This is a genomic window from Neobacillus vireti (genome assembly GCF_036962465.1).
Lineage (GTDB): Bacteria > Bacillota > Bacilli > Bacillales > Cytobacillaceae > Neobacillus > Neobacillus vireti_B.
Window position 1 is genome coordinate 69,794 of sequence record NZ_JBALNF010000023.1, and the last position, 17,017, is coordinate 86,810.

Consider the following 17,017-nt stretch of genomic DNA (forward strand, 5'->3'; position numbering starts at 1 on the left):
GCGATAGCATTTTCGAGGAGCCTTCGTGCCTTCTGCGCCAATCAACAGAGTGTTTTTCAATAAAGACCTTCAACTCCACTAATAAAAAATAAGTTTTAAATTAATGTTAATCCAAAAGAATTTAAAGATCGCTCAACACAAAAAATTGCCGAGAAAAATACTCTTTCTCGGCAATCTGTGGAAATCAAAGACTTTCTTTTTAAGGTTATTTATTTTGCAGGCTGGTATTCAACTGCTACATAGTTTGTTTCATCAATCTCTTTTTTCACTTCCAGCATAATCTTATTAGCATCTGAAACAGATGGTTTTTTCTTTGCTTTGACGGTAACGATTACTTTTGGACCATCCGCCCTTACAAGCACATCTTCATAACCCATCGTTTTAATAAATGTTTCAAGCAATTCTTCACTTTGAGCAACTTGATTTAGTTTATCCATTTGATCTTTCACTTTACTTTTTTCATCAGGAGAAAGATCAGTAGATGCTAATTCACTTGTTAATTCTTCCTGTTTTTGGCTGCGTAAGTCTTCCAGTTTCATACGGAGTTCTTCAAATGCTGAATCGCCGGCAACGCTGGAAACAACTGTTTTGTCAACCTTATCCTTTGATTCAGTTGTTGTTTTCCCTAGATTTTGGTCCTTCGCCTTTTGTTGAACGGCAGCTAAATCATTGCCCTTTTGCTCTGGTGATGTAATGTAATAAACCGATAAGACCACAACTAAACTTAACATCGTTAATAACCAAACTGTTTGTTTTTTTAATAGCATATTCTTTTCCCCCTTATTTTTTAGGCATGACAGCCACTCGATGACTAGGTACTCCCAAAGCCCTAGTAACTGCTTCCTTAATCCATTTTTTCACTTCAATATTATCTGCGCCCTTAGCTACTACAAGTACCCCGCGAATATCGGGTTTCTTAGTTTCTACGACAATAGGAACCTCTTTATCTCCATTCCGAATAATAACCAATTGTGTGTCTGTTGAGGAATCAACCACCTTACGTTGTCCGCCTTCACGGTCTGTTTCATCCGTCGTTTGTGATTTTGTTACTGTATTTTTTTCAAGTATTTTCTTGTCCGTTGAATCAATTGTCACGACGACGGTAACATCATTAACACCCAGCATTTCCTCTAAGGCCTTCTTCATTTGGTTTTCATACTTTTCCTCATATTGAGTTATTGCCTTATTCTCAGATGACTTTTTAATACCAAAGGTCGGAACATCCTCAGAAGCGATCTTTTCATTTGTTGCTGCCGGCTGCGCTTGAGTGGTCGAATTGTCTTTAAAAACAATATTTCCTACAAGCATAAAGGCAGCTCCAATACAGAGAACCAACAACATATATTGGTATTTCCCAGGTTTCTTTTCTCCCTTATTTTCCGGTTTAAGGATTTTCTTGAGCCATGATAATGGTCCTTGATTGTTATCCATTTTTCTTTTTAATCCCCCCTTCAATCGAAACCTCTACAGTTTTCTCTGTGACATTCCATTTCTGTGACAGAAATGAAGCAATTTGTTTTGTTTCTTTGGTTGATCCTTCAGAAGGAAGAGGTTTTTCAGTGTTTATTTCAATTTGTTTAATTGCTTCGACTGTCTGAACGCTGTTTTCTGGCTGTTTTAGAAGAACCGTAACCTTTTGGAGGTTTTCAGGGAATGCTTTGTCGCTTTCTTCGTTCACTGCTAGGTCAATTTTTTCTATCTCCAATCCGTATTGATTCATCAACTCCTCCTTAACATCCTTTTTTAGCTGGACAGCCATTTCTTCTAAAATATATGCATGTTGAGAGGCTTGTATTTCTTTTTTCTTTAAATCTATTGAATTTTTCATATTTTTATCTCCCGGAGCCTGATATGAAGGGATAGAGCTCATAGTTGTTTCAAAATCCTTGGAGATCAGCTTAAGGATCGGAGTAAGAATGATAGCGATTAAAAGGAGCCCGGTCACCATTTTGGTATATTTCTGCATACTAGAGTTTGGCAGCAGCATATCGATGACCGTAGCTAACAGGATAAAAAGGATAATATTCGTTACCCATTCTTTTAAGAAATCCATCGTTCTCCCCCTTACCTCATCATCATCGTTAAATTTCCTGCCGCAACGATGACCGTAATACTTAAAAAGAACATAAGTGAGACAATTCCTAGCGCAGCAAATACATAGATAACACTTTTGCTGATAATATCAAGGCATTTAATAACTGGACCGCCCCCTAAGGGCTGCAGGATGGCCGCTGCAAATTTATAAATAAACGAAATCATTAATATTTTTAAAGCCGGAAATGCCACAATGATTAGTAAAATAGCAACACCGGCGATTCCAACCGTATTTTTTAACAGAACAGAAGCACTGACGACCGTATCCGTTGCATCTGTAAACATTCTTCCTATAACAGGAATAAAATTGCCGGTAACAAATTTAGCTGTTCTGATTGCTACTCCGTCGGTAACAGCCGCCGATGCTCCTTGAACCGAAATAACACCAAGAAACACAGTTAAGAAAAGTCCCATTAACCCAATGCTCCAGTTTCGCAACAGCGCTGCTAACTGCGACACTTTGTATTGTTCGGACATAGTACTGACAATACTAAGTAAGGTTGCTAAAAAGAGAAGTGGAAGAATAATATACTGCATAATTAACCCGCTCGAATTCATTAAGAAAAGGATGACCGGGTGAAAGAAGGCTGCGGACACCACTCCACCTGACGCCGCAATTAAAGCTAGCAAAAGAGGAACAAGCGCCAGGACGAAGGAGATCATCGTTCCAATCGCTTCATTCGTATAGCTGATAGCAATATGGAAACTATTTAAAGCTAGAATGACGAGCACCATATAGATAATTGAATAGGCTACTTTACTTATCGTGCTCTTTTCGAAGGCATTTTGCATTGATTGCAAGAACATACTGAAAATGGTTAACATAATTAATGAACCCAATAATTTTCCATTCGCTACGAACTCATGAAAGGCGAATTTTAAAATTCCTTGTCCCCATTCCTTAAAGGAAAATTTCTTGTCGCCTTTAACGAAATCATAGAGGCTGCCCTTTTGACTTTCCGGGAGAAAGCCGCCATATTTTGTGGTAATATCTTCCCAATATTGTTGAAGCTCACTTATGTCCAACGTCTCTAACTGTTGGTCGACTAAATCCTGTGCTGTGAGTGGCGCTTGAGTGTTTTTAGATTCTTCGGCAGCTTGTACACCTGGAATATAAAAAAATAATAAAACGAGAATCATAATAGGAATAAACTGCAGCTTTTGCCTCATTATCACACCTCTTTTGGGGCTGTCCTCAACTAGGAATAAGTTTTATAATGGTTTCGATTAATACGGTTAAGATAGGGATAGACATAGCTAGAATGATAATTTTTCCGGCTAATTCAATCTTTGAAGCAATAGCTCCTTGACCTGCATCCTTCGTGATTTGTGTAGCAAATTCTGCAATATAAGCAATACCGATAATTTTAAGAATCGTTTCAACATAAACCATATTTACCTTTGCATTTACAGCGAGTTTTTCTAGCATATGAATAATTTCAAAAATTTTATCAACTAAAAAGAGAAAAATGACACAACCTACAAAAACAACTAATAGAAAAGCAAAATTAGGTTTTTGCTCTTTGATTATTAACGCAAGAAAAGTGGCGATAAGGGCTACACCGACTATTTTGATGATTTCAATGGCTGAGCCCCCCTTTCTATTGAAACAAGAATACAGATTTTATTTTTTGGAAAAGGTCATCCACAATTGTAGCTACTTGAAATAAGATATAGATAAACCCAAATAATGTCACCCATTGGGCGTATTCTTTTTTGCCGACCTGATCCAGGACGGTATGCAAAAAGGCAACCACAATACCTACTCCAGCGATTTTAAAGATAATATCCACTTCTAACCCCATTGCTTTTCCCCCTAAAATAATAAAATAATCAGTAATAATCCGGATAAGAATCCTAAACTCTTTAGCATTTTTTCGTATTTCGCCTGCCGGTCAATGGCATCAGCTTCTTCTCTTTCAAGATGGGAAAGTGTAAGCAAAATATGCTTTTGCTGGGAAATGCGATCATGGCGTCCTAATGTTTCCCCAAATTGCTTCATTACCTCGAATTCGCCCTGTTTTAAAGCCGTTAATTTCCAAATTTCTTGTAAACTAGTCTCCCAGGCTTCTTTTACCGTTGTTTCTGTTTTCGTTAATCTACTAGCAAAGGTTTCAAAGAACTTTGACAGCGGATTAGTAAGCTGGGCAGCTAATCTCCTTGCAGCTTCATGTAACGGTGTATGGCTGTACATTATTTCAGCCTCGAGTGATTGTAAGGCTGACCGTAATGCCCTTAGTTGCTTAGGACGGTCACTAAAATTCCGGGCAGCTTCGAACCCCGTCCAAGTCGTGGCAATAATGATGATAATGGCACCAATTAGTTTAATCATTTTGTATCACTCTCACTTTATGAGGCATTTCCTTACCCTCTGTATCGAGAATGCGGGTTATCGTTCCTGGCCCTGATAATCTGCTTAAGATGACAAAACGTTCAAATATCTTTTGGTCCATGATGTCCGTTAATGAGGGACGTTTTCTAATTTCATCTATACTTGAACCATGGGTGGTCATCATCAGTCTGATTCCTGCATGTACCGCCTCCTGGATAGCCTCTGCATCTTCTCGGCGGCCAATTTCGTCAACAATCAGCACATCCGGACTCATCGAACGGATCATCATCATCATTCCTTCTGCTTTCGGACAAGCATCCAGGACATCTAGACGATGACCAAAGGTTAACTGCGGTACTCCATTAACGCACCCAGCAATCTCGCTTCGCTCATCAACAATCCCCACTTTACTTGCTTTAATACCTTTTGAATGATTTCCCGATGAGATGATTCTCGCTATATCCCTTAGCATAGTTGTTTTTCCTGTCTGCGGCGGTCCAATAATCATGGTATGCTTCCAGTCTTCTTGAAAAATATAAGGAATGATTGCCTCAGCAATTCCAACTTTCTCTCTGGCAATTCTAATATTAAAAGAAGAGATATCCCTTATAGCCTTGACCTTTCCATCTTCAAGAATGACCTTTCCAGCCAGCCCAATCCGATGACCTCCGGATATGGTAATATAACCGCGTTTAAGTTCTTCTTCCAATGTATAGATGGAAAATTGACTAATTTTATTAAGAAGATGAAAAGCATCCTCAGGCTGAATAATATACGATAAAAATCTAGGAGCACCCTTTAGTGTAATCTCAATTGGACGGTTAATCCGGATGCGGATTTCCTCTACTTCTTCTTTTTGATTAGGAGGGATTTGATTGATTAGGCTGGCAAGATTTTTGGGTAAAAAGGTAAGAATCGTTTCCACGTATGCTTCCTCCTCATTTTTCCTTTCTCATTAATTAAAATGTATGCCTGCTTGGACACAATATGACATGCACGTCTGTTAATTTCATTCTATTTTTCGATAACAGTTAATAGAACAAAATACCACTTTACTAGACTTGTTAAATACGAGGAACATAATCCGGGGGCAGCATAATTTATACAGAAAAGAGTAAGCGCCCGGTTAGCGCACGACAGGACTGGACGCACATCGACTGAAATAAAGGAAACACGAAGAGCGATAGCGATTCGATGTTGACTTATCGTAGGGAGATGGGCGAAGTCCAATAGTCGCTGGGTGGTGGAGCTGGAAAATTCTCAAAGTCAGATATCCAGATGAAAAGTATGAAGGGAAGGAGAATAAATGTATCCTTATCATGTATCTAATCGAAATGGACTCCATTCAAAAGGACATTTACTAAAAGTAATCGGGGAAGGGGAACTCTTCCTGCCGCCGGATATTGCATCGGTGAACTTAGGGGTCGTAACAGAAAGCAAAGAACTTATTCCCGCTCAGCAGCAAAATTCTGCTGAGGTGACCAAAGTAATTAATGCGATTAAGACACTAGGAATTCCCCAAAATTTAATCCAAACTTCTGATTATCGAATAGACACTGAATATGATTATGAACAAGGGAAACAACTCTTTCGCGGGTACAAAGTAACTCATTTATTACAGGTGAAAACGGAAGAACTTTCATTAGTAGGAAAAGTTGTAGACACGGCGGTTCAAAATGGTGCGAATTATGTATCTAACGTTCAATTTAGCCTAAAAAATAAAGACAGTTATTATTTACATGCCTTAGCTCTTGCACTAAACAACGCCAGTGAAAAAGCTAAAACGATAGCCACTACCATTCATGTTACTTTAAATCCGACACCTACTTCGGTAGTTGAAAGCAGTTCTAGTGTACAGCCCATACATTTTCAAGCCGATGCCTTAGCAAAAGGGTTTAGTTCGACTCCAATTGAACCTGGGCAGCTTAAAGTTAAGGCAGTTATCTCAGCAGAATTCCACTATCAAACAACAGTTTGATAAACAACAAAAAGGACTGAGCCGAATATAGGTCTCAATCCTTTTTCCATCGTATAGATTATTTATCATATTTCTTTGCCCAATTATATAATTGCATCTCCGTAACAGGGCCGTTAAAGTGCTCTCTGATTATTCCTTGTTTATCGATGACAAAGGTTTCAGGCTGTCCTGTCACATTAAACATTTTTGAAACCTGAGCATTATAATCGAATAAATAGTTCATTCCATCTTTATTGTTTTTGGTGGACTTTTTTATCCGGTCAATCGTTTCGCCGCGGTTAATCATCAGAAAGGGATATTTATCACCATAATCCTTTTGAAATGCTGCAAGCTCAGGGAATTCCTCCTTACATGGTTCACACCAGCTCGCAAAATAATTAATGATCACCACTTTGCCCTTATATTCAGAGAGTTTCGTAGTCCCACCCTCATATTTTGGCAATTCAAAGTTATACGCCTTATCACCGACATCGGTGTTTTTAGCTTTTGTTACCAAACTATATGCGAAAAAGCCAAACATGCCTACGATAAGAATTAGTACGAGTAATTTGATGACTCGCTGGTTCATAGTGTTTCCTCCTGCCACCCATAAGTTTTTAACAAAGGGCCTGGATTCGGTTCACAGGCCCTTAAAAAATCACTTATCAAGTTCCTTTAAAAACTCTATTTCCTTTTTAAGCTTTGTGTGTCTTTTTCCTAGAATTAACATATAAGCAAAAATAACCACCCATGCTACGGAATAAGCCCCATACATATATTCATAACCCATGTTAAATTCCTCCTATTTTTCCATGTCTGCTTTTAATTTTTCTTTATAACGCTCAACTTTAAGTTTCATGTTTTCAAAGGTAACACCTTTATGAAGAAGGTAAGAATATAGAATCGTAAATGCTGCGAGTGAGACAAACAATGCTGTCAGCATTGACCCATCAATTCCCCCACCCTGCTGAGAAGGACCATTTCCAAAAACAATTGGATGGAATTTTGTTTGCCACCAGCGAATAGCAAAAAATACAATTGGCACGTCGGCAAATCCGATAATCCCAAATACAGCTGCAAGCCTTGCCTTTTTATCCCATACACCATCCATTTGGCGAATCATAATGTAAGCAATGTAGATAAAAAATAGGATTAACGTTGTGATTAACCGTGGTTCCCAAACCCACCAGGTATTCCATGAAGATTTCGCCCAAATTGGACCAGTTGTTAACACGATAATTGTAAAAACAATCCCGATCTCTGCAGAAACATAGGCATAAGTATCAAAAATTCTTTTTCGCTTAATCAAGAATAAAATGCTAAATACAAATGTCACGAAAAAGGCCATAAATGCCAGCCACGCTGAACTTACATGAAAATAAAAGATCTTCTGTGCAGCGCCCATTGTTTTTTCTTCTGCAGCATAGATAAAGATAAAATAGAGGGCAACTAACATGGAAACAACTGTCCCACCAAACAAGAAACTAGATATATTGTTTGGCTTCGTTTCCGTGAAATTAGCTCCGGGAAGTACTGCTTTCTCTCGTTCGAGATTCATACTCATCACTTAAACCTCCAGCACATAATCTATTAATAAAAAACAAACAACAAAGAAGATTAGATCGTAAGCTGTAACAAGCTGGATCCATGCTATAGCGCTCGAAATTTTCTCCATATTCGTTAAGATTATCTTTGTTGCCTGCACAACACCAATTAAAATTGGTGTTGTAATTGGAAAGAGCAATAGCGGCAGCAGCATTTCACTGCTTTTGGAATTTGCCGCAAGGGCTGCTAAAAAAGTCCCAATTGCGATAAATCCAAAACTTCCTAAAAAGACGACTAAGAGGAAATAAGGAAGACTGCCGAGAATTTTAAAATCAAATAGTAAAAATAAAAACGGAATCGAAACGATTTCAACCACCAGCATCATGATAAAATTAGCCAGGAATTTTCCTAGATAAATACTGGCTGCTTCCATTGGTGCTACCAACAAACCCTGCATCGTATCATTCCGCTGTTCGGAAATAAACGATCGATTGAGTCCAAGAATCCCGGCAAACACGATAATAACCCAGATGACTCCTGGAATAACCGCTCTTGTTGTATTATTTGCAGGGTCAAAAGCAAAACTGAAAACGACAATAACAAGCCCTGCAAAAATAATTTGTGTAGTCAGGATTTGTTTTGTTTTTAACTCTGAATATAGGTCCTTCTTAGCTAGGAAGAGGGCTGTTCGGAAAAGGTTCATGATACACCCTCCACTTGAAGTTCATATTTTTCAGTAACAAAACTGAGATTGTCATTTTGAATTCTAAAGTCATCAACAATTTTTCCATTCTTAACAATAATGATCCGATCACATATTTCCGCTGCTTGTTTAAAATCATGGGTTACCATTAATGTTGTAGTACCTTTTTCCTTCATGGTTAAGATAACATTGTTTAAAATGGCAATGGCTCCTTGATCCAATCCCGTATGCGGTTCATCAAGAAGGAGAATCTCGGGATCATGGATAATTGCCCTTGCAATCGCAATCCTTTGTATCATACCGCGCGAAAAATTTTTGACTGGCTCATTCAAAAAGAAGGATAAGCCAACATCTTTTACAAGCGTCCTCGCCTTCTGTTCAACATCCTTAACCCCATATATATTCCCAAAGAAGACGAGATTTTCTAACGGTGAGTAATGATCATAAAGCAAGCTGGAATGGGGTAAATATCCTAATAGTTTTTTTATCAGAATCTGGTTCTTCCTTAAATCCAAGCCATTCATTATTACCCGGCCGGATGTCGGCTTTATTAAGGAAGAAAGTACCTTTAGCAGTGTACTTTTCCCCGCACCATTAGGTCCTAGGATGGCAACTGTTTCCCCTTTTTTTATTGAGAGGTCAACGCCGCGTAAGATCAGCTTATTATCAGCTTGCTTCGTCAGCTTTTTTATTTCAATCATCATGAGTCCCTCCCATCCCAGCGGTTATTCAATAAAAGTACGTAGATTTAACTTCACTTGAACTAAATGCTGTTTGTATGCAGCAAGCTTTCCATGATAGTCATCTTCTGAGATTTTTCCTTCATCAAAGGTTTCTTCTAGTTCAATGATCTTTTCCATGATTGCTTTTTGTTTTGCTATTAATTGTTTAAATGCCTTTTCTTCTTTATCTGCGCCTAGTCTTTCTTCTTCCAATCTAGCTTTTCTTTTAAAGTAGATAAAATAGGAAATACCCGCAATAATGATTGCTCCAATAATTATTAGAAAAATGTGTGGGTTAAAACTGTGTAATGGTGATTGTGCCCACATTCTAAGATGTCCAGGGTTATGAAATGCCGGTGCAGTGTGAGTGACCCCGGTAGTGCTATTTTTATCTGTGGTTGTTGCCGACTGCTTAGTTTCATCTGCTGGCGGTTGAACATCTTTTTTGTAGACTAATGTAAAGGTCTGTTTTTCCTTCAACCCTTCAATGCTGTAGCCAAAATAGTTTTGATCATCAAATTTGAAAAGACCTTGACTAGTTGCTTCGGCCCCTGTAACTTCAACACTACCCATTCCTTCAGGAACTAGGATTTGCATCATTTCAACAGGATAATCCATAGATAATTTGATTTCTTTGCCTTTTGGCATTCTATAGCTGTAAGGGAGCACAGTTGTTTGATTCGCCGGAATTGGCGTCGTCGTTATAAACCCTTTTTCCACTTCCTTAAAAGCGATTTTACTATCTAAAAAATTAAGATCCTTTGCATTTTCAGGCAGCGTCACCTTTAAGACTGCTTCACTCTTACCATCACCTTTATATTCCTGTGAAGAAGTGTTGGTATAATTGACCATATTCATCATATTAGTTGAACCATCTTCTGCAGGGCTCACAACCAGGTAATGCATGTCAATGGCTATCTTTGCATCTGTTGCTGCTAAACCTTGGAAAGGAAATAATAGCAATAGTCCAAGGAAGAAAACGGTGATTTTTTTAATCACTTTCCTTCCCCCTTTTTCTTTGCGTAGTTTTTCATTTGTGCTTCAATTTCTTTTTCTACTTCTGCCATTAGGTCTTTATCAACAGTTGTGTCTACAAACTGGTCTTCTTCCTTCATAATCTTGGCTACTTCTATTTCATATTGTCTTTTTAAATTCTTATAATCAGCATGTGAGATTTTATCCATCTTGTACTCAAACTCAATTTCATTAAGGGTGGTTAATAAGGCCTCTTTCGTGGCAGCTATATCTTGGTCCTTTGAACTTAATTGAACAAACGTATCCCACTTAAAAAATGGAGCCACTATTAAAAACAAACATACTAGCACCAGAGCTACTGTAAAAATTATTGATATGATTGAAATATCATGCATTTTATTCACATCCTAAAGATACTTTTTGCGTTCTTCATCGATCATCGAAGTAAGGATTTCTCCTTCCACTTCATCCTCAGTGCTTTCGTAATCAGTCATTACGACCTCTGTACCTTTTTTCTTCACCCACTTACGGATAATGATGAATACAGCTATTGCCGCTAATCCTAATACGACAAACGGAAGAACCCAAGCTGTTAAACTAAAACCGCTTTTCTCAGGGGATGTTAAGATTTCTTCACCATAAATATTGACATAGTATTGACGTATTTTATCTTTATCCCAGCCTTTGTTCATCATTTCTACCAAGTCTTTTTTAAACTCAGTAGTCAGATTACAGGTGTTTGGATCGCATTCATAGTGATCTTGTCCACAACCACATGTACAGGCAAATTGCTGGGCAACTGCTTTAAATTCAGCCGATTTATAATCAATTTGTTTTGCTTCTGCTCGAATGAATGAACCTTGAAAAATAAACGCAATTACTAGGAGCCCTAAATAAAATTTCCTTTTCATTATTAAGACACCTCTTTGCGTACTCCTGTGTACCTCGGAGTGACATTTCCATATTTTCCGTTCCAAACTGCAAATAATGCACCAATTACAATCATAAAGGAACCAAACCATAACCAATCCATCATTGGGTTGACCTTCACAACAAAAGTTGCTTTTCCATTATCTTCCCATGCACTTAATACAATATATAAGTCTTCTTTAACCGATGAAATGATGGCTACCTCAGAAGATGGCTGCTCCCAGTTACCGTAAAACACTTTCTCAGGCTGGAAGGTGCCAAGTTTTTTACCTTTTCTAAATACGGTAACGTCTGCATAAACGATATCGTTAATTCCCTCTTTCTTTTGATCCAGCCGATCATAATTGATTCGGTAATCCCTAAGCTCAATTGATTGGCCTAAAGAAACAGTTTTCATCGTTTCTACATCATAATTTTGCGAACCGATAATTCCCATTGTTATAAAGGCAATACCAAGGTGGACAATATAGCCTCCATAGCGGCGGCGATTGCGGACCATTAAACGATATAAGGCAACCAATGGAGATTCTTTTGTCATTTTCCGTCTAGCTTTCACACCTCTATAAAACTCTAAGAAATGGGTGACCAACAATAAAATAATCACTCCGTATCCAATCACAGCCCATGCTTTTTGGATGCCGAGTACAGCCATTAAAACCATTCCTATTACAGCAAGAATCGCTGGAATCAAAAAGTTTTTCCGAAGGTTTTTTACAGTAGATTTCTGCCATGCAAGCAATGGACAGACAGCCATAACAAACATCATTGACAATAGAATAGGTGCCTCTACTTTGTTAAAGAATGGCATCCCGACTGTTACTTTCGTACCCCGAACAGCTTCAGAAACCAGCGGGAAAACAGTTCCCCAAAATGTAGCAAATGCAGCACCAACCAATAATAAGTTATTAACTAAAAAACTACTTTCTTTAGAAACTATCGAATTGAACTCGCCTGCACTTCGTTTAAGCAAATTGTATCGGCTCATTAGTACATAGAGAGCCAGGATTACCGCTACACCCATGAAAATTAAGAAATATAATCCTAGATTAGAGTTAGCGAAAGCATGGACAGATGTTAGAACACCACTGCGCACAAGGAATGTTCCAAATAAGGTTAACGCATAGGAGACAATAATTAAGCTTATATTCCATATTTTCAACATATTTTTACGTTCTTGAATCATAACGGAGTGAAGGAAGGCTGTTGCTGTCAGCCATGGCATAAATGATGCATTCTCTACTGCATCCCATGCCCAATATCCACCCCAGCCAAGCTCTACATACGCCCATTGTCCACCAAAGATATTTCCAAGGCTTAAAAATAACCAGGCAATAATCGTCCAGCGTCGTGTCATTTTAATCCAAAAATCGTCGACGTTTTTCATGATTAACGCTGCCATTGCAAAGGCAAATGGTACAGCGAGACCAACATAACCAAGGTAAAGTGTCACTGGATGAATAATCATCCCTGGGTTTTGCAGCATTGGATTTAAACCTTTTCCTTCTGTCGGAACGGTTGCCAATAAGTTGAATGGCTTTGCGACAAATCCTAGAATAAAAAAGAAGAAAACAGCGTTGGCCATTAAAATCGCTGAGATGTAAGGAACCATTGGGTTCCCTTTCATCTTTCTAGAAAACGTGATCATCACCATGTAAAGAGTTAGGAAAAAGGTCCATAATAACAACGATCCCGCATTCCCAGCCCATAGAGCAGTAAGTTTATAAATGATTGGCAGTTCACTGCTGGTATAATCGGTAACGTATTCGTATTGAAATTGCGAAGTAGCTAATAGGTAGAACATAACAATCATGGCCATACCTGCACAAATAAATAATGCAATCATGCCACTCTTACCACTGTTGACGAGTTTTTGATTTTTTGTGCTTATCCCCAGGGTAATGATGAGGAGCGAATATACTGCAATGGCTAAACCTATATAAATCGTTGCGTTGGCAAATAAATACATTTCGTCACCTTCTTACGTTGACTATTATTTTTCACTGACTGGCTTATCAAGTAACTGTTTATGTTTTTCAGGGTCATAGTTTTTCATGTCTTTTCCTTCATATTTAGAAGGGCATCTAGTTTTGACTGATTCTGCTTCAAACGTATTTCTTTTTGTGGGGGCACCTTGAAGGATGGTAATCACTCCTTCAGAAAAATTATCTGGTTTTGTACCATGATAGATTACATGCATGACGTTGCCGTGATTATCTTTTACGTCAAATTTCAGTTGAATTTTGTCAGGATTCCATTTAATCGTTTTTTCTATCAATAATCCCTCGACCGTTACAAAATCGTCTTTATGCTGGGCTTGAGTAGCCAATAGCTCTTTCAACGTCAGTTCCACACCACTAGAACCTGGCGTAGCAGCCATCAATAAGAATACAATCGCACCCGCAATAATAAAACCGCCTAACATCACAAGCGTATTTTTCTTCACTTAGCTCACCTCATTAGATCAATTTTTTCATTTCTTCCTCATACATTTCCTGGTCAATTTTACCTGTTAACAGCTTTTTACGAAGTTCCTTCTTTTCTTCGGCATTATTTGATTTATGATCCTTTTTCCCAGCTAATTGTTTTGCAGGCTGCTGCTTTTGTTTTGTTCCTTTTGCTGGAGAACGCCGGCCTCTTTGAGCATTACCCTTTAATCCCAAATAAACGAAGAGTCCTGCGATGATTATAGCTAAACCAATAATAGAAGCTCCGCCAATCCCAATAAGCGGCTGTTTAGTGGTACTGCTTGATGTTTCTTTTTTTACTTGGTCTGTTGCCGTACTGCCACTCTTGTCCGTGGAAGCCTGTTGTTTGTTAATGGCCTCCATGGTGGATTCCGTTCCAGCCTTCTGGTATGAAAAAGAGTATTTTAGATTTTCTTTTGCTTTCACACCTTTATATTGGTAGTAATAAAGTTCCTCGCCATACTCACTCTTAGTGTTGTTAGCTGCTTTTGGATCTAACTTTATATTTTTTGCATCCATTGGAGAGTAAAAAACAACATCTAATTGGTCAATGACAGCGTTATTAATCAGCTGATATGTAAAACTTTTTTGTTCCTTTACCTCAATCGTTTTCGTGTAATATTCAATAACAAATTGATAGGTTTCGTTATTCTTGATTGCCTTTGCCGGCTTCCATGATACAATTCCTTTTTCTTTATCAACATCATATGGACGTTGAACTTCTGGCTTATTTTCCTCTGGAAACTCTGCAACTAAATAGGCTTCAAAACCCTTTTCCTTCGCAGGAACAGGTATTTCAATTTTCCCATCATAATCTTGACCGCTTTTGTTTGTGATGGTTCCATACTCGCCTACTAATAATGATGGCACATCCCTTGATCCCCAATCTTCTGGGTAATCAAACTCTGGCATAACTTGTACTTGCATTTCCTTAAATGGAAATTTCTCAGCTTGAAATATTGTTGCAGCACTAGTTTTGGTACTGATAAAACTAGTTAGAAATGATGCAATGACGAACATTGCCAACCACTTTTTCTTAAGCATATTAATCCTCCTTGGCTTGGAAAACTCATCACTTGTACTTACAATTTTCACTATAGTCCTCTTAGAAATAAATATAATCGTTCTGCTGCCTATAAAGTTGAATCACTATTGAACATTTTGTTAAAGGGTGAAAACGTTTAAGTTTTTGACAAAAAACCACCACAAATTGTTCACATTTTTAAGATTACATCGATTTTTTGAGTAATTTGTCGGATTTGAAAACTCTAAATATGGTAAAAAAACCTGCATCCCAAATAGCAGGATACAGGTTTTTACTAACTTTTCTATTTTTATTTCTTTTCTTCCAAGGATCGGATATAGCTCACAATATCTGAGATATCCTGTTTCTTTAGCTGACGGACACCATCAAGACCTTTTAAGGACGGTCCCATTCTTGTCTCTTCACGGCCATAAGCAGTACTAATCCATATTTGCTTATCGGTTGTTAATTTTAAATATTGTGGAGACGCAAGAGCTGTTCCCATTCGTAACATCCCAGCGCCTGCTTCCATATGACAGTTCTGACAATACAGCTTGTACAGTTCTTTTCCATTTACAGCATTCCCGTCAATGGTATTTGGCGTCTTAAAACTAATATCTTCTGTTTGCCAATCACGGATATAGGCTACTAGGTTTTTTAACTCTGTCTGAGATAATCTTGGTCCATAGGCCGGCATGCCTGTTCCGTCTCTTCCAAATTTTATATAATTGTATATATCTTTATCGGTTACAGAGTTTAAGAAATTTTGATTATTTAAGGCAGTTCCAGCCTTTTTTCCTTCACCTTTTCCAGTATCACCATGACAGCTCATACAATTTTTACTGTATACCTTTTCACCTGCTGTGATAGCCTGTGAATTCTCTTTACCAAAAATATTACTATTACTTAGACAAACGATAATACCAATTATAACCAAAATATAAAATCCAATTAATATTTTCTTCATGGGTTACCCCTACTTTGGCTGAGGTGTTGGGGTTGCTTCCCCTAAGTCTTTGTACTTTTTACTAATCAATTCATAAATTTTCTGAGGACTCTTACCGTTAAGATGCATATCTATTGCCTCCCGGGCAATATTAACACACGTATCTCACGATATACCATGTGAATCCCATTCTTGTACCGCGTTGTTTTCACCAACAGATTTAACAAAGCAATCTAAGTTACTCTTATGACCATCTGCCACACAACCACAGTAACATGGTACTTGAGCAACAACCTCAGGATAAGTTGATGCCATTATATACGTTTCTTGAACTTTTTCAGAAGAGTTTAAAACAAAATCAGGCAGTGGCGTATGTTTCTTATCGAGCTTCCAACTTTGGTCATCAAGCTTTGAGCTGCATCCTGCGGCTACAATGGCTAATAGAATGAAAAGGAAGAAGAAAGTTGTAATTCGTTTCATCTATTGATTCACCCCTTTCCAAATATTCTTATACTAGTTCATTTTATCAAACCGATGTTTGGTGACTTGCTCTTAATTCTTACTATTTAGTGAAGTTTTTAATCTTTATAAAGTAAATACTAATCTTTAGATGTAATTAAGGAGGCAGCATAGCAGCCTCCTATTAGGTATTACATATTCATCATATCGTGGCCGGTTGAGGAGCTAGAACCCAAGGACGGATCAATCATTCCGAATATCATAGCAATATGGGCAACAACTAGGAAAATACTAACAAAAATAGCATGGATTTTAAGTTTTTCTTCCTCTGTTTTATTTTTAAAAATTAGCCCTAGATCAAGTAGTGCCATGCCAAGGAATGGAATAATACCGAGCAAATAAAATGTAACCGCCACAACGTCAATCCAGCCCTTCCATTCACCATTTACCGTCAGTGGAATATAGGCTGTTTTCATTAAGTAAATAAAAATCCCAGTAAAGTAGAATCCAGCAAAAACACCTGTTACTCTATTCAATTTTTTCAAAGCGCCGTCTAATTTCCTTGTAAATAGGATGGCAATTTCTGAAATTGCCAGTATCTCTGCACAAATGACCGGAACCGCCATAAAAATTAACAAATTCCAAGGCTGGTTGTCTGCTAGTAAACCCATATAGTGTGTCATGTTCATGTTCATCTCATCTTCTCCCTCATGTTTTTTACACCCTTACTATAAAAAAAAAGTGTGCAGAAACTTAGGAGAAACTATGGATAAAATGTGTAAAATAACAAAAAACCTTAGACCATATGATGATCTAAGGTTTTTTGTTTTGGCTGTTTTTAATCTTGGATGTTGATTTCCGCTCC

23 protein-coding genes are annotated in these 17,017 nt (G+C 37.9%); 1 reads left to right on the forward strand and 22 read right to left on the reverse strand.

The features are described from left to right. Positions 1-209: 209 nt before the first annotated feature. The 8 genes from V7077_RS10275 to spoIIIAA are packed head-to-tail and all read right to left on the reverse strand — an operon-like array spanning position 210 to position 5,351. Positions 210-767, reverse strand: a complete 558-nt coding sequence (locus V7077_RS10275) for a SpoIIIAH-like family protein (protein WP_335501061.1) — start codon at positions 765-767, stop codon at positions 210-212. Positions 768-780: 13 nt separating this feature from the next. Next, entirely contained in the window at positions 781-1,431 is a 651-nt protein-coding gene (gene spoIIIAG, locus V7077_RS10280; protein WP_335501063.1) for a stage III sporulation protein AG, read from the reverse strand. Beyond that, positions 1,424-2,053, reverse strand: coding sequence for a stage III sporulation protein AF (gene spoIIIAF, locus V7077_RS10285; RefSeq protein WP_335501065.1), 630 nt, complete (start codon positions 2,051-2,053; stop codon positions 1,424-1,426). The genes spoIIIAG and spoIIIAF overlap by 8 nt, the downstream gene beginning before the upstream one ends. Before the next feature lie 11 nt (positions 2,054-2,064). After that, positions 2,065-3,264, reverse strand: coding sequence for a stage III sporulation protein AE (spoIIIAE, locus tag V7077_RS10290; RefSeq protein WP_335501067.1), 1,200 nt, complete (start codon positions 3,262-3,264; stop codon positions 2,065-2,067). 25 nt (positions 3,265-3,289) lie between these two features. Then, a complete protein-coding gene (gene spoIIIAD, locus V7077_RS10295) occupies positions 3,290-3,679 on the reverse strand; it encodes a stage III sporulation protein AD (RefSeq protein ID WP_098530063.1) in 390 nt (129 codons plus the stop codon). Between the two features lie 16 nt (positions 3,680-3,695). Continuing rightward, complete coding sequence (gene spoIIIAC, locus V7077_RS10300) at positions 3,696-3,899, reverse strand: stage III sporulation protein AC (protein ID WP_026572556.1); 204 nt, start codon at positions 3,897-3,899, stop codon at positions 3,696-3,698. 11 nt (positions 3,900-3,910) lie between these two features. Beyond that, positions 3,911-4,426, reverse strand: coding sequence for a stage III sporulation protein SpoIIIAB (spoIIIAB, locus tag V7077_RS10305; RefSeq protein ID WP_335501069.1), 516 nt, complete (start codon positions 4,424-4,426; stop codon positions 3,911-3,913). Then, positions 4,419-5,351, reverse strand: a complete 933-nt coding sequence (gene spoIIIAA / locus V7077_RS10310) for a stage III sporulation protein AA (protein WP_335501071.1) — start codon at positions 5,349-5,351, stop codon at positions 4,419-4,421. Before spoIIIAA ends, spoIIIAB begins: the two co-directional genes overlap by 8 nt. A 381-nt stretch (positions 5,352-5,732) precedes the next feature. On the opposite strand from spoIIIAA, the gene V7077_RS10315 reads away from it, so the two are divergent. Then, complete coding sequence (locus V7077_RS10315) at positions 5,733-6,404, forward strand: SIMPL domain-containing protein (RefSeq protein ID WP_335501073.1); 672 nt, start codon at positions 5,733-5,735, stop codon at positions 6,402-6,404. Positions 6,405-6,462: 58 nt separating this feature from the next. Here the strand turns inward: V7077_RS10315 and V7077_RS10320 are convergent, their stop codons facing one another. The 14 genes from V7077_RS10320 to V7077_RS10385 form a co-directional block, all read right to left on the reverse strand. Beyond that, positions 6,463-6,972, reverse strand: a complete 510-nt coding sequence (locus tag V7077_RS10320; protein WP_335501077.1) for a TlpA family protein disulfide reductase — start codon at positions 6,970-6,972, stop codon at positions 6,463-6,465. Between the two features lie 69 nt (positions 6,973-7,041). Further along, positions 7,042-7,173, reverse strand: coding sequence for a CcmD family protein (locus V7077_RS10325; protein WP_098530058.1), 132 nt, complete (start codon positions 7,171-7,173; stop codon positions 7,042-7,044). Between the two features lie 12 nt (positions 7,174-7,185). Further along, complete coding sequence (locus V7077_RS10330; RefSeq protein WP_335501079.1) at positions 7,186-7,947, reverse strand: cytochrome c biogenesis protein; 762 nt, start codon at positions 7,945-7,947, stop codon at positions 7,186-7,188. 3 nt (positions 7,948-7,950) lie between these two features. After that, on the reverse strand, positions 7,951-8,631 hold the full coding sequence (locus tag V7077_RS10335) for a heme exporter protein CcmB (RefSeq protein ID WP_335501081.1): 681 nt from the start codon (positions 8,629-8,631) through the stop codon (positions 7,951-7,953). Next, positions 8,628-9,335, reverse strand: a complete 708-nt coding sequence (locus V7077_RS10340) for an ABC transporter ATP-binding protein (RefSeq protein ID WP_335501083.1) — start codon at positions 9,333-9,335, stop codon at positions 8,628-8,630. Before V7077_RS10340 ends, V7077_RS10335 begins: the two co-directional genes overlap by 4 nt. A 21-nt stretch (positions 9,336-9,356) precedes the next feature. Beyond that, entirely contained in the window at positions 9,357-10,352 is a 996-nt protein-coding gene (locus V7077_RS10345) for a hypothetical protein (protein ID WP_335501085.1), read from the reverse strand. After that, the gene (locus tag V7077_RS10350; RefSeq protein WP_335501087.1) at positions 10,349-10,723 is read right to left on the reverse strand and encodes a hypothetical protein; all 375 of its coding nucleotides are present in this window, start codon (positions 10,721-10,723) and stop codon (positions 10,349-10,351) included. Before V7077_RS10350 ends, V7077_RS10345 begins: the two co-directional genes overlap by 4 nt. 12 nt (positions 10,724-10,735) lie before the next feature. Next, positions 10,736-11,239, reverse strand: a complete 504-nt coding sequence (locus V7077_RS10355; protein ID WP_335501089.1) for a cytochrome c-type biogenesis protein — start codon at positions 11,237-11,239, stop codon at positions 10,736-10,738. A 2-nt stretch (positions 11,240-11,241) separates the two neighbouring features. Then, complete coding sequence (locus tag V7077_RS10360) at positions 11,242-13,224, reverse strand: heme lyase CcmF/NrfE family subunit (protein WP_335501090.1); 1,983 nt, start codon at positions 13,222-13,224, stop codon at positions 11,242-11,244. Between the two features lie 24 nt (positions 13,225-13,248). After that, positions 13,249-13,701: a cytochrome c maturation protein CcmE gene (locus V7077_RS10365; RefSeq protein WP_335501092.1), complete on the reverse strand. Its 453-nt coding sequence runs from the start codon at positions 13,699-13,701 to the stop codon at positions 13,249-13,251. 13 nt (positions 13,702-13,714) lie between these two features. After that, positions 13,715-14,767, reverse strand: a complete 1,053-nt coding sequence (locus V7077_RS10370) for a hypothetical protein (protein WP_335501094.1) — start codon at positions 14,765-14,767, stop codon at positions 13,715-13,717. A 290-nt stretch (positions 14,768-15,057) separates the two neighbouring features. Further along, positions 15,058-15,714 carry a c-type cytochrome gene (locus V7077_RS10375; protein ID WP_335501096.1) on the reverse strand — a complete coding sequence of 219 codons (657 nt, stop codon included), beginning with the start codon at positions 15,712-15,714 and terminating at the stop codon, positions 15,058-15,060. Positions 15,715-15,723: 9 nt separating this feature from the next. After that, positions 15,724-16,173, reverse strand: a complete 450-nt coding sequence (locus tag V7077_RS10380) for a PCYCGC motif-containing (lipo)protein (protein ID WP_335501098.1) — start codon at positions 16,171-16,173, stop codon at positions 15,724-15,726. Positions 16,174-16,343: 170 nt separating this feature from the next. Then, positions 16,344-16,847, reverse strand: a complete 504-nt coding sequence (locus tag V7077_RS10385; protein WP_335501100.1) for a DUF6803 family protein — start codon at positions 16,845-16,847, stop codon at positions 16,344-16,346. Positions 16,848-17,017 lie beyond the last annotated feature (170 nt).

Excerpts from the sequence above, each read along its gene's own strand:
- V7077_RS10275 (WP_335501061.1), bottom strand. The coding sequence starts at position 767 with ATGCTATTAAAAAAACAAACAGTTTGGTTATTAACGATGTTAAGTTTA.
- spoIIIAG (WP_335501063.1), bottom strand. The coding sequence starts at position 1,431 with ATGGATAACAATCAAGGACCATTATCATGGCTCAAGAAAATCCTTAAA.
- spoIIIAF (WP_335501065.1), bottom strand. The coding sequence starts at position 2,053 with ATGGATTTCTTAAAAGAATGGGTAACGAATATTATCCTTTTTATCCTG.
- spoIIIAE (WP_335501067.1), bottom strand. The coding sequence starts at position 3,264 with ATGAGGCAAAAGCTGCAGTTTATTCCTATTATGATTCTCGTTTTATTA.
- spoIIIAC (WP_026572556.1), bottom strand. The coding sequence starts at position 3,899 with ATGGGGTTAGAAGTGGATATTATCTTTAAAATCGCTGGAGTAGGTATT.
- spoIIIAB (WP_335501069.1), bottom strand. The coding sequence starts at position 4,426 with ATGATTAAACTAATTGGTGCCATTATCATCATTATTGCCACGACTTGG.
- V7077_RS10315 (WP_335501073.1), top strand. The coding sequence starts at position 5,733 with ATGTATCCTTATCATGTATCTAATCGAAATGGACTCCATTCAAAAGGA.
- V7077_RS10320 (WP_335501077.1), bottom strand. The coding sequence starts at position 6,972 with ATGAACCAGCGAGTCATCAAATTACTCGTACTAATTCTTATCGTAGGC.
- V7077_RS10325 (WP_098530058.1), bottom strand. The coding sequence starts at position 7,173 with ATGGGTTATGAATATATGTATGGGGCTTATTCCGTAGCATGGGTGGTT.
- V7077_RS10330 (WP_335501079.1), bottom strand. The coding sequence starts at position 7,947 with ATGAGTATGAATCTCGAACGAGAGAAAGCAGTACTTCCCGGAGCTAAT.
- V7077_RS10335 (WP_335501081.1), bottom strand. The coding sequence starts at position 8,631 with ATGAACCTTTTCCGAACAGCCCTCTTCCTAGCTAAGAAGGACCTATAT.
- V7077_RS10340 (WP_335501083.1), bottom strand. The coding sequence starts at position 9,335 with ATGATGATTGAAATAAAAAAGCTGACGAAGCAAGCTGATAATAAGCTG.
- V7077_RS10350 (WP_335501087.1), bottom strand. The coding sequence starts at position 10,723 with ATGCATGATATTTCAATCATATCAATAATTTTTACAGTAGCTCTGGTG.
- V7077_RS10355 (WP_335501089.1), bottom strand. The coding sequence starts at position 11,239 with ATGAAAAGGAAATTTTATTTAGGGCTCCTAGTAATTGCGTTTATTTTT.
- V7077_RS10360 (WP_335501090.1), bottom strand. The coding sequence starts at position 13,224 with ATGTATTTATTTGCCAACGCAACGATTTATATAGGTTTAGCCATTGCA.
- V7077_RS10370 (WP_335501094.1), bottom strand. The coding sequence starts at position 14,767 with ATGCTTAAGAAAAAGTGGTTGGCAATGTTCGTCATTGCATCATTTCTA.
- V7077_RS10375 (WP_335501096.1), bottom strand. The coding sequence starts at position 15,714 with ATGAAGAAAATATTAATTGGATTTTATATTTTGGTTATAATTGGTATT.
- V7077_RS10385 (WP_335501100.1), bottom strand. The coding sequence starts at position 16,847 with ATGAACATGAACATGACACACTATATGGGTTTACTAGCAGACAACCAG.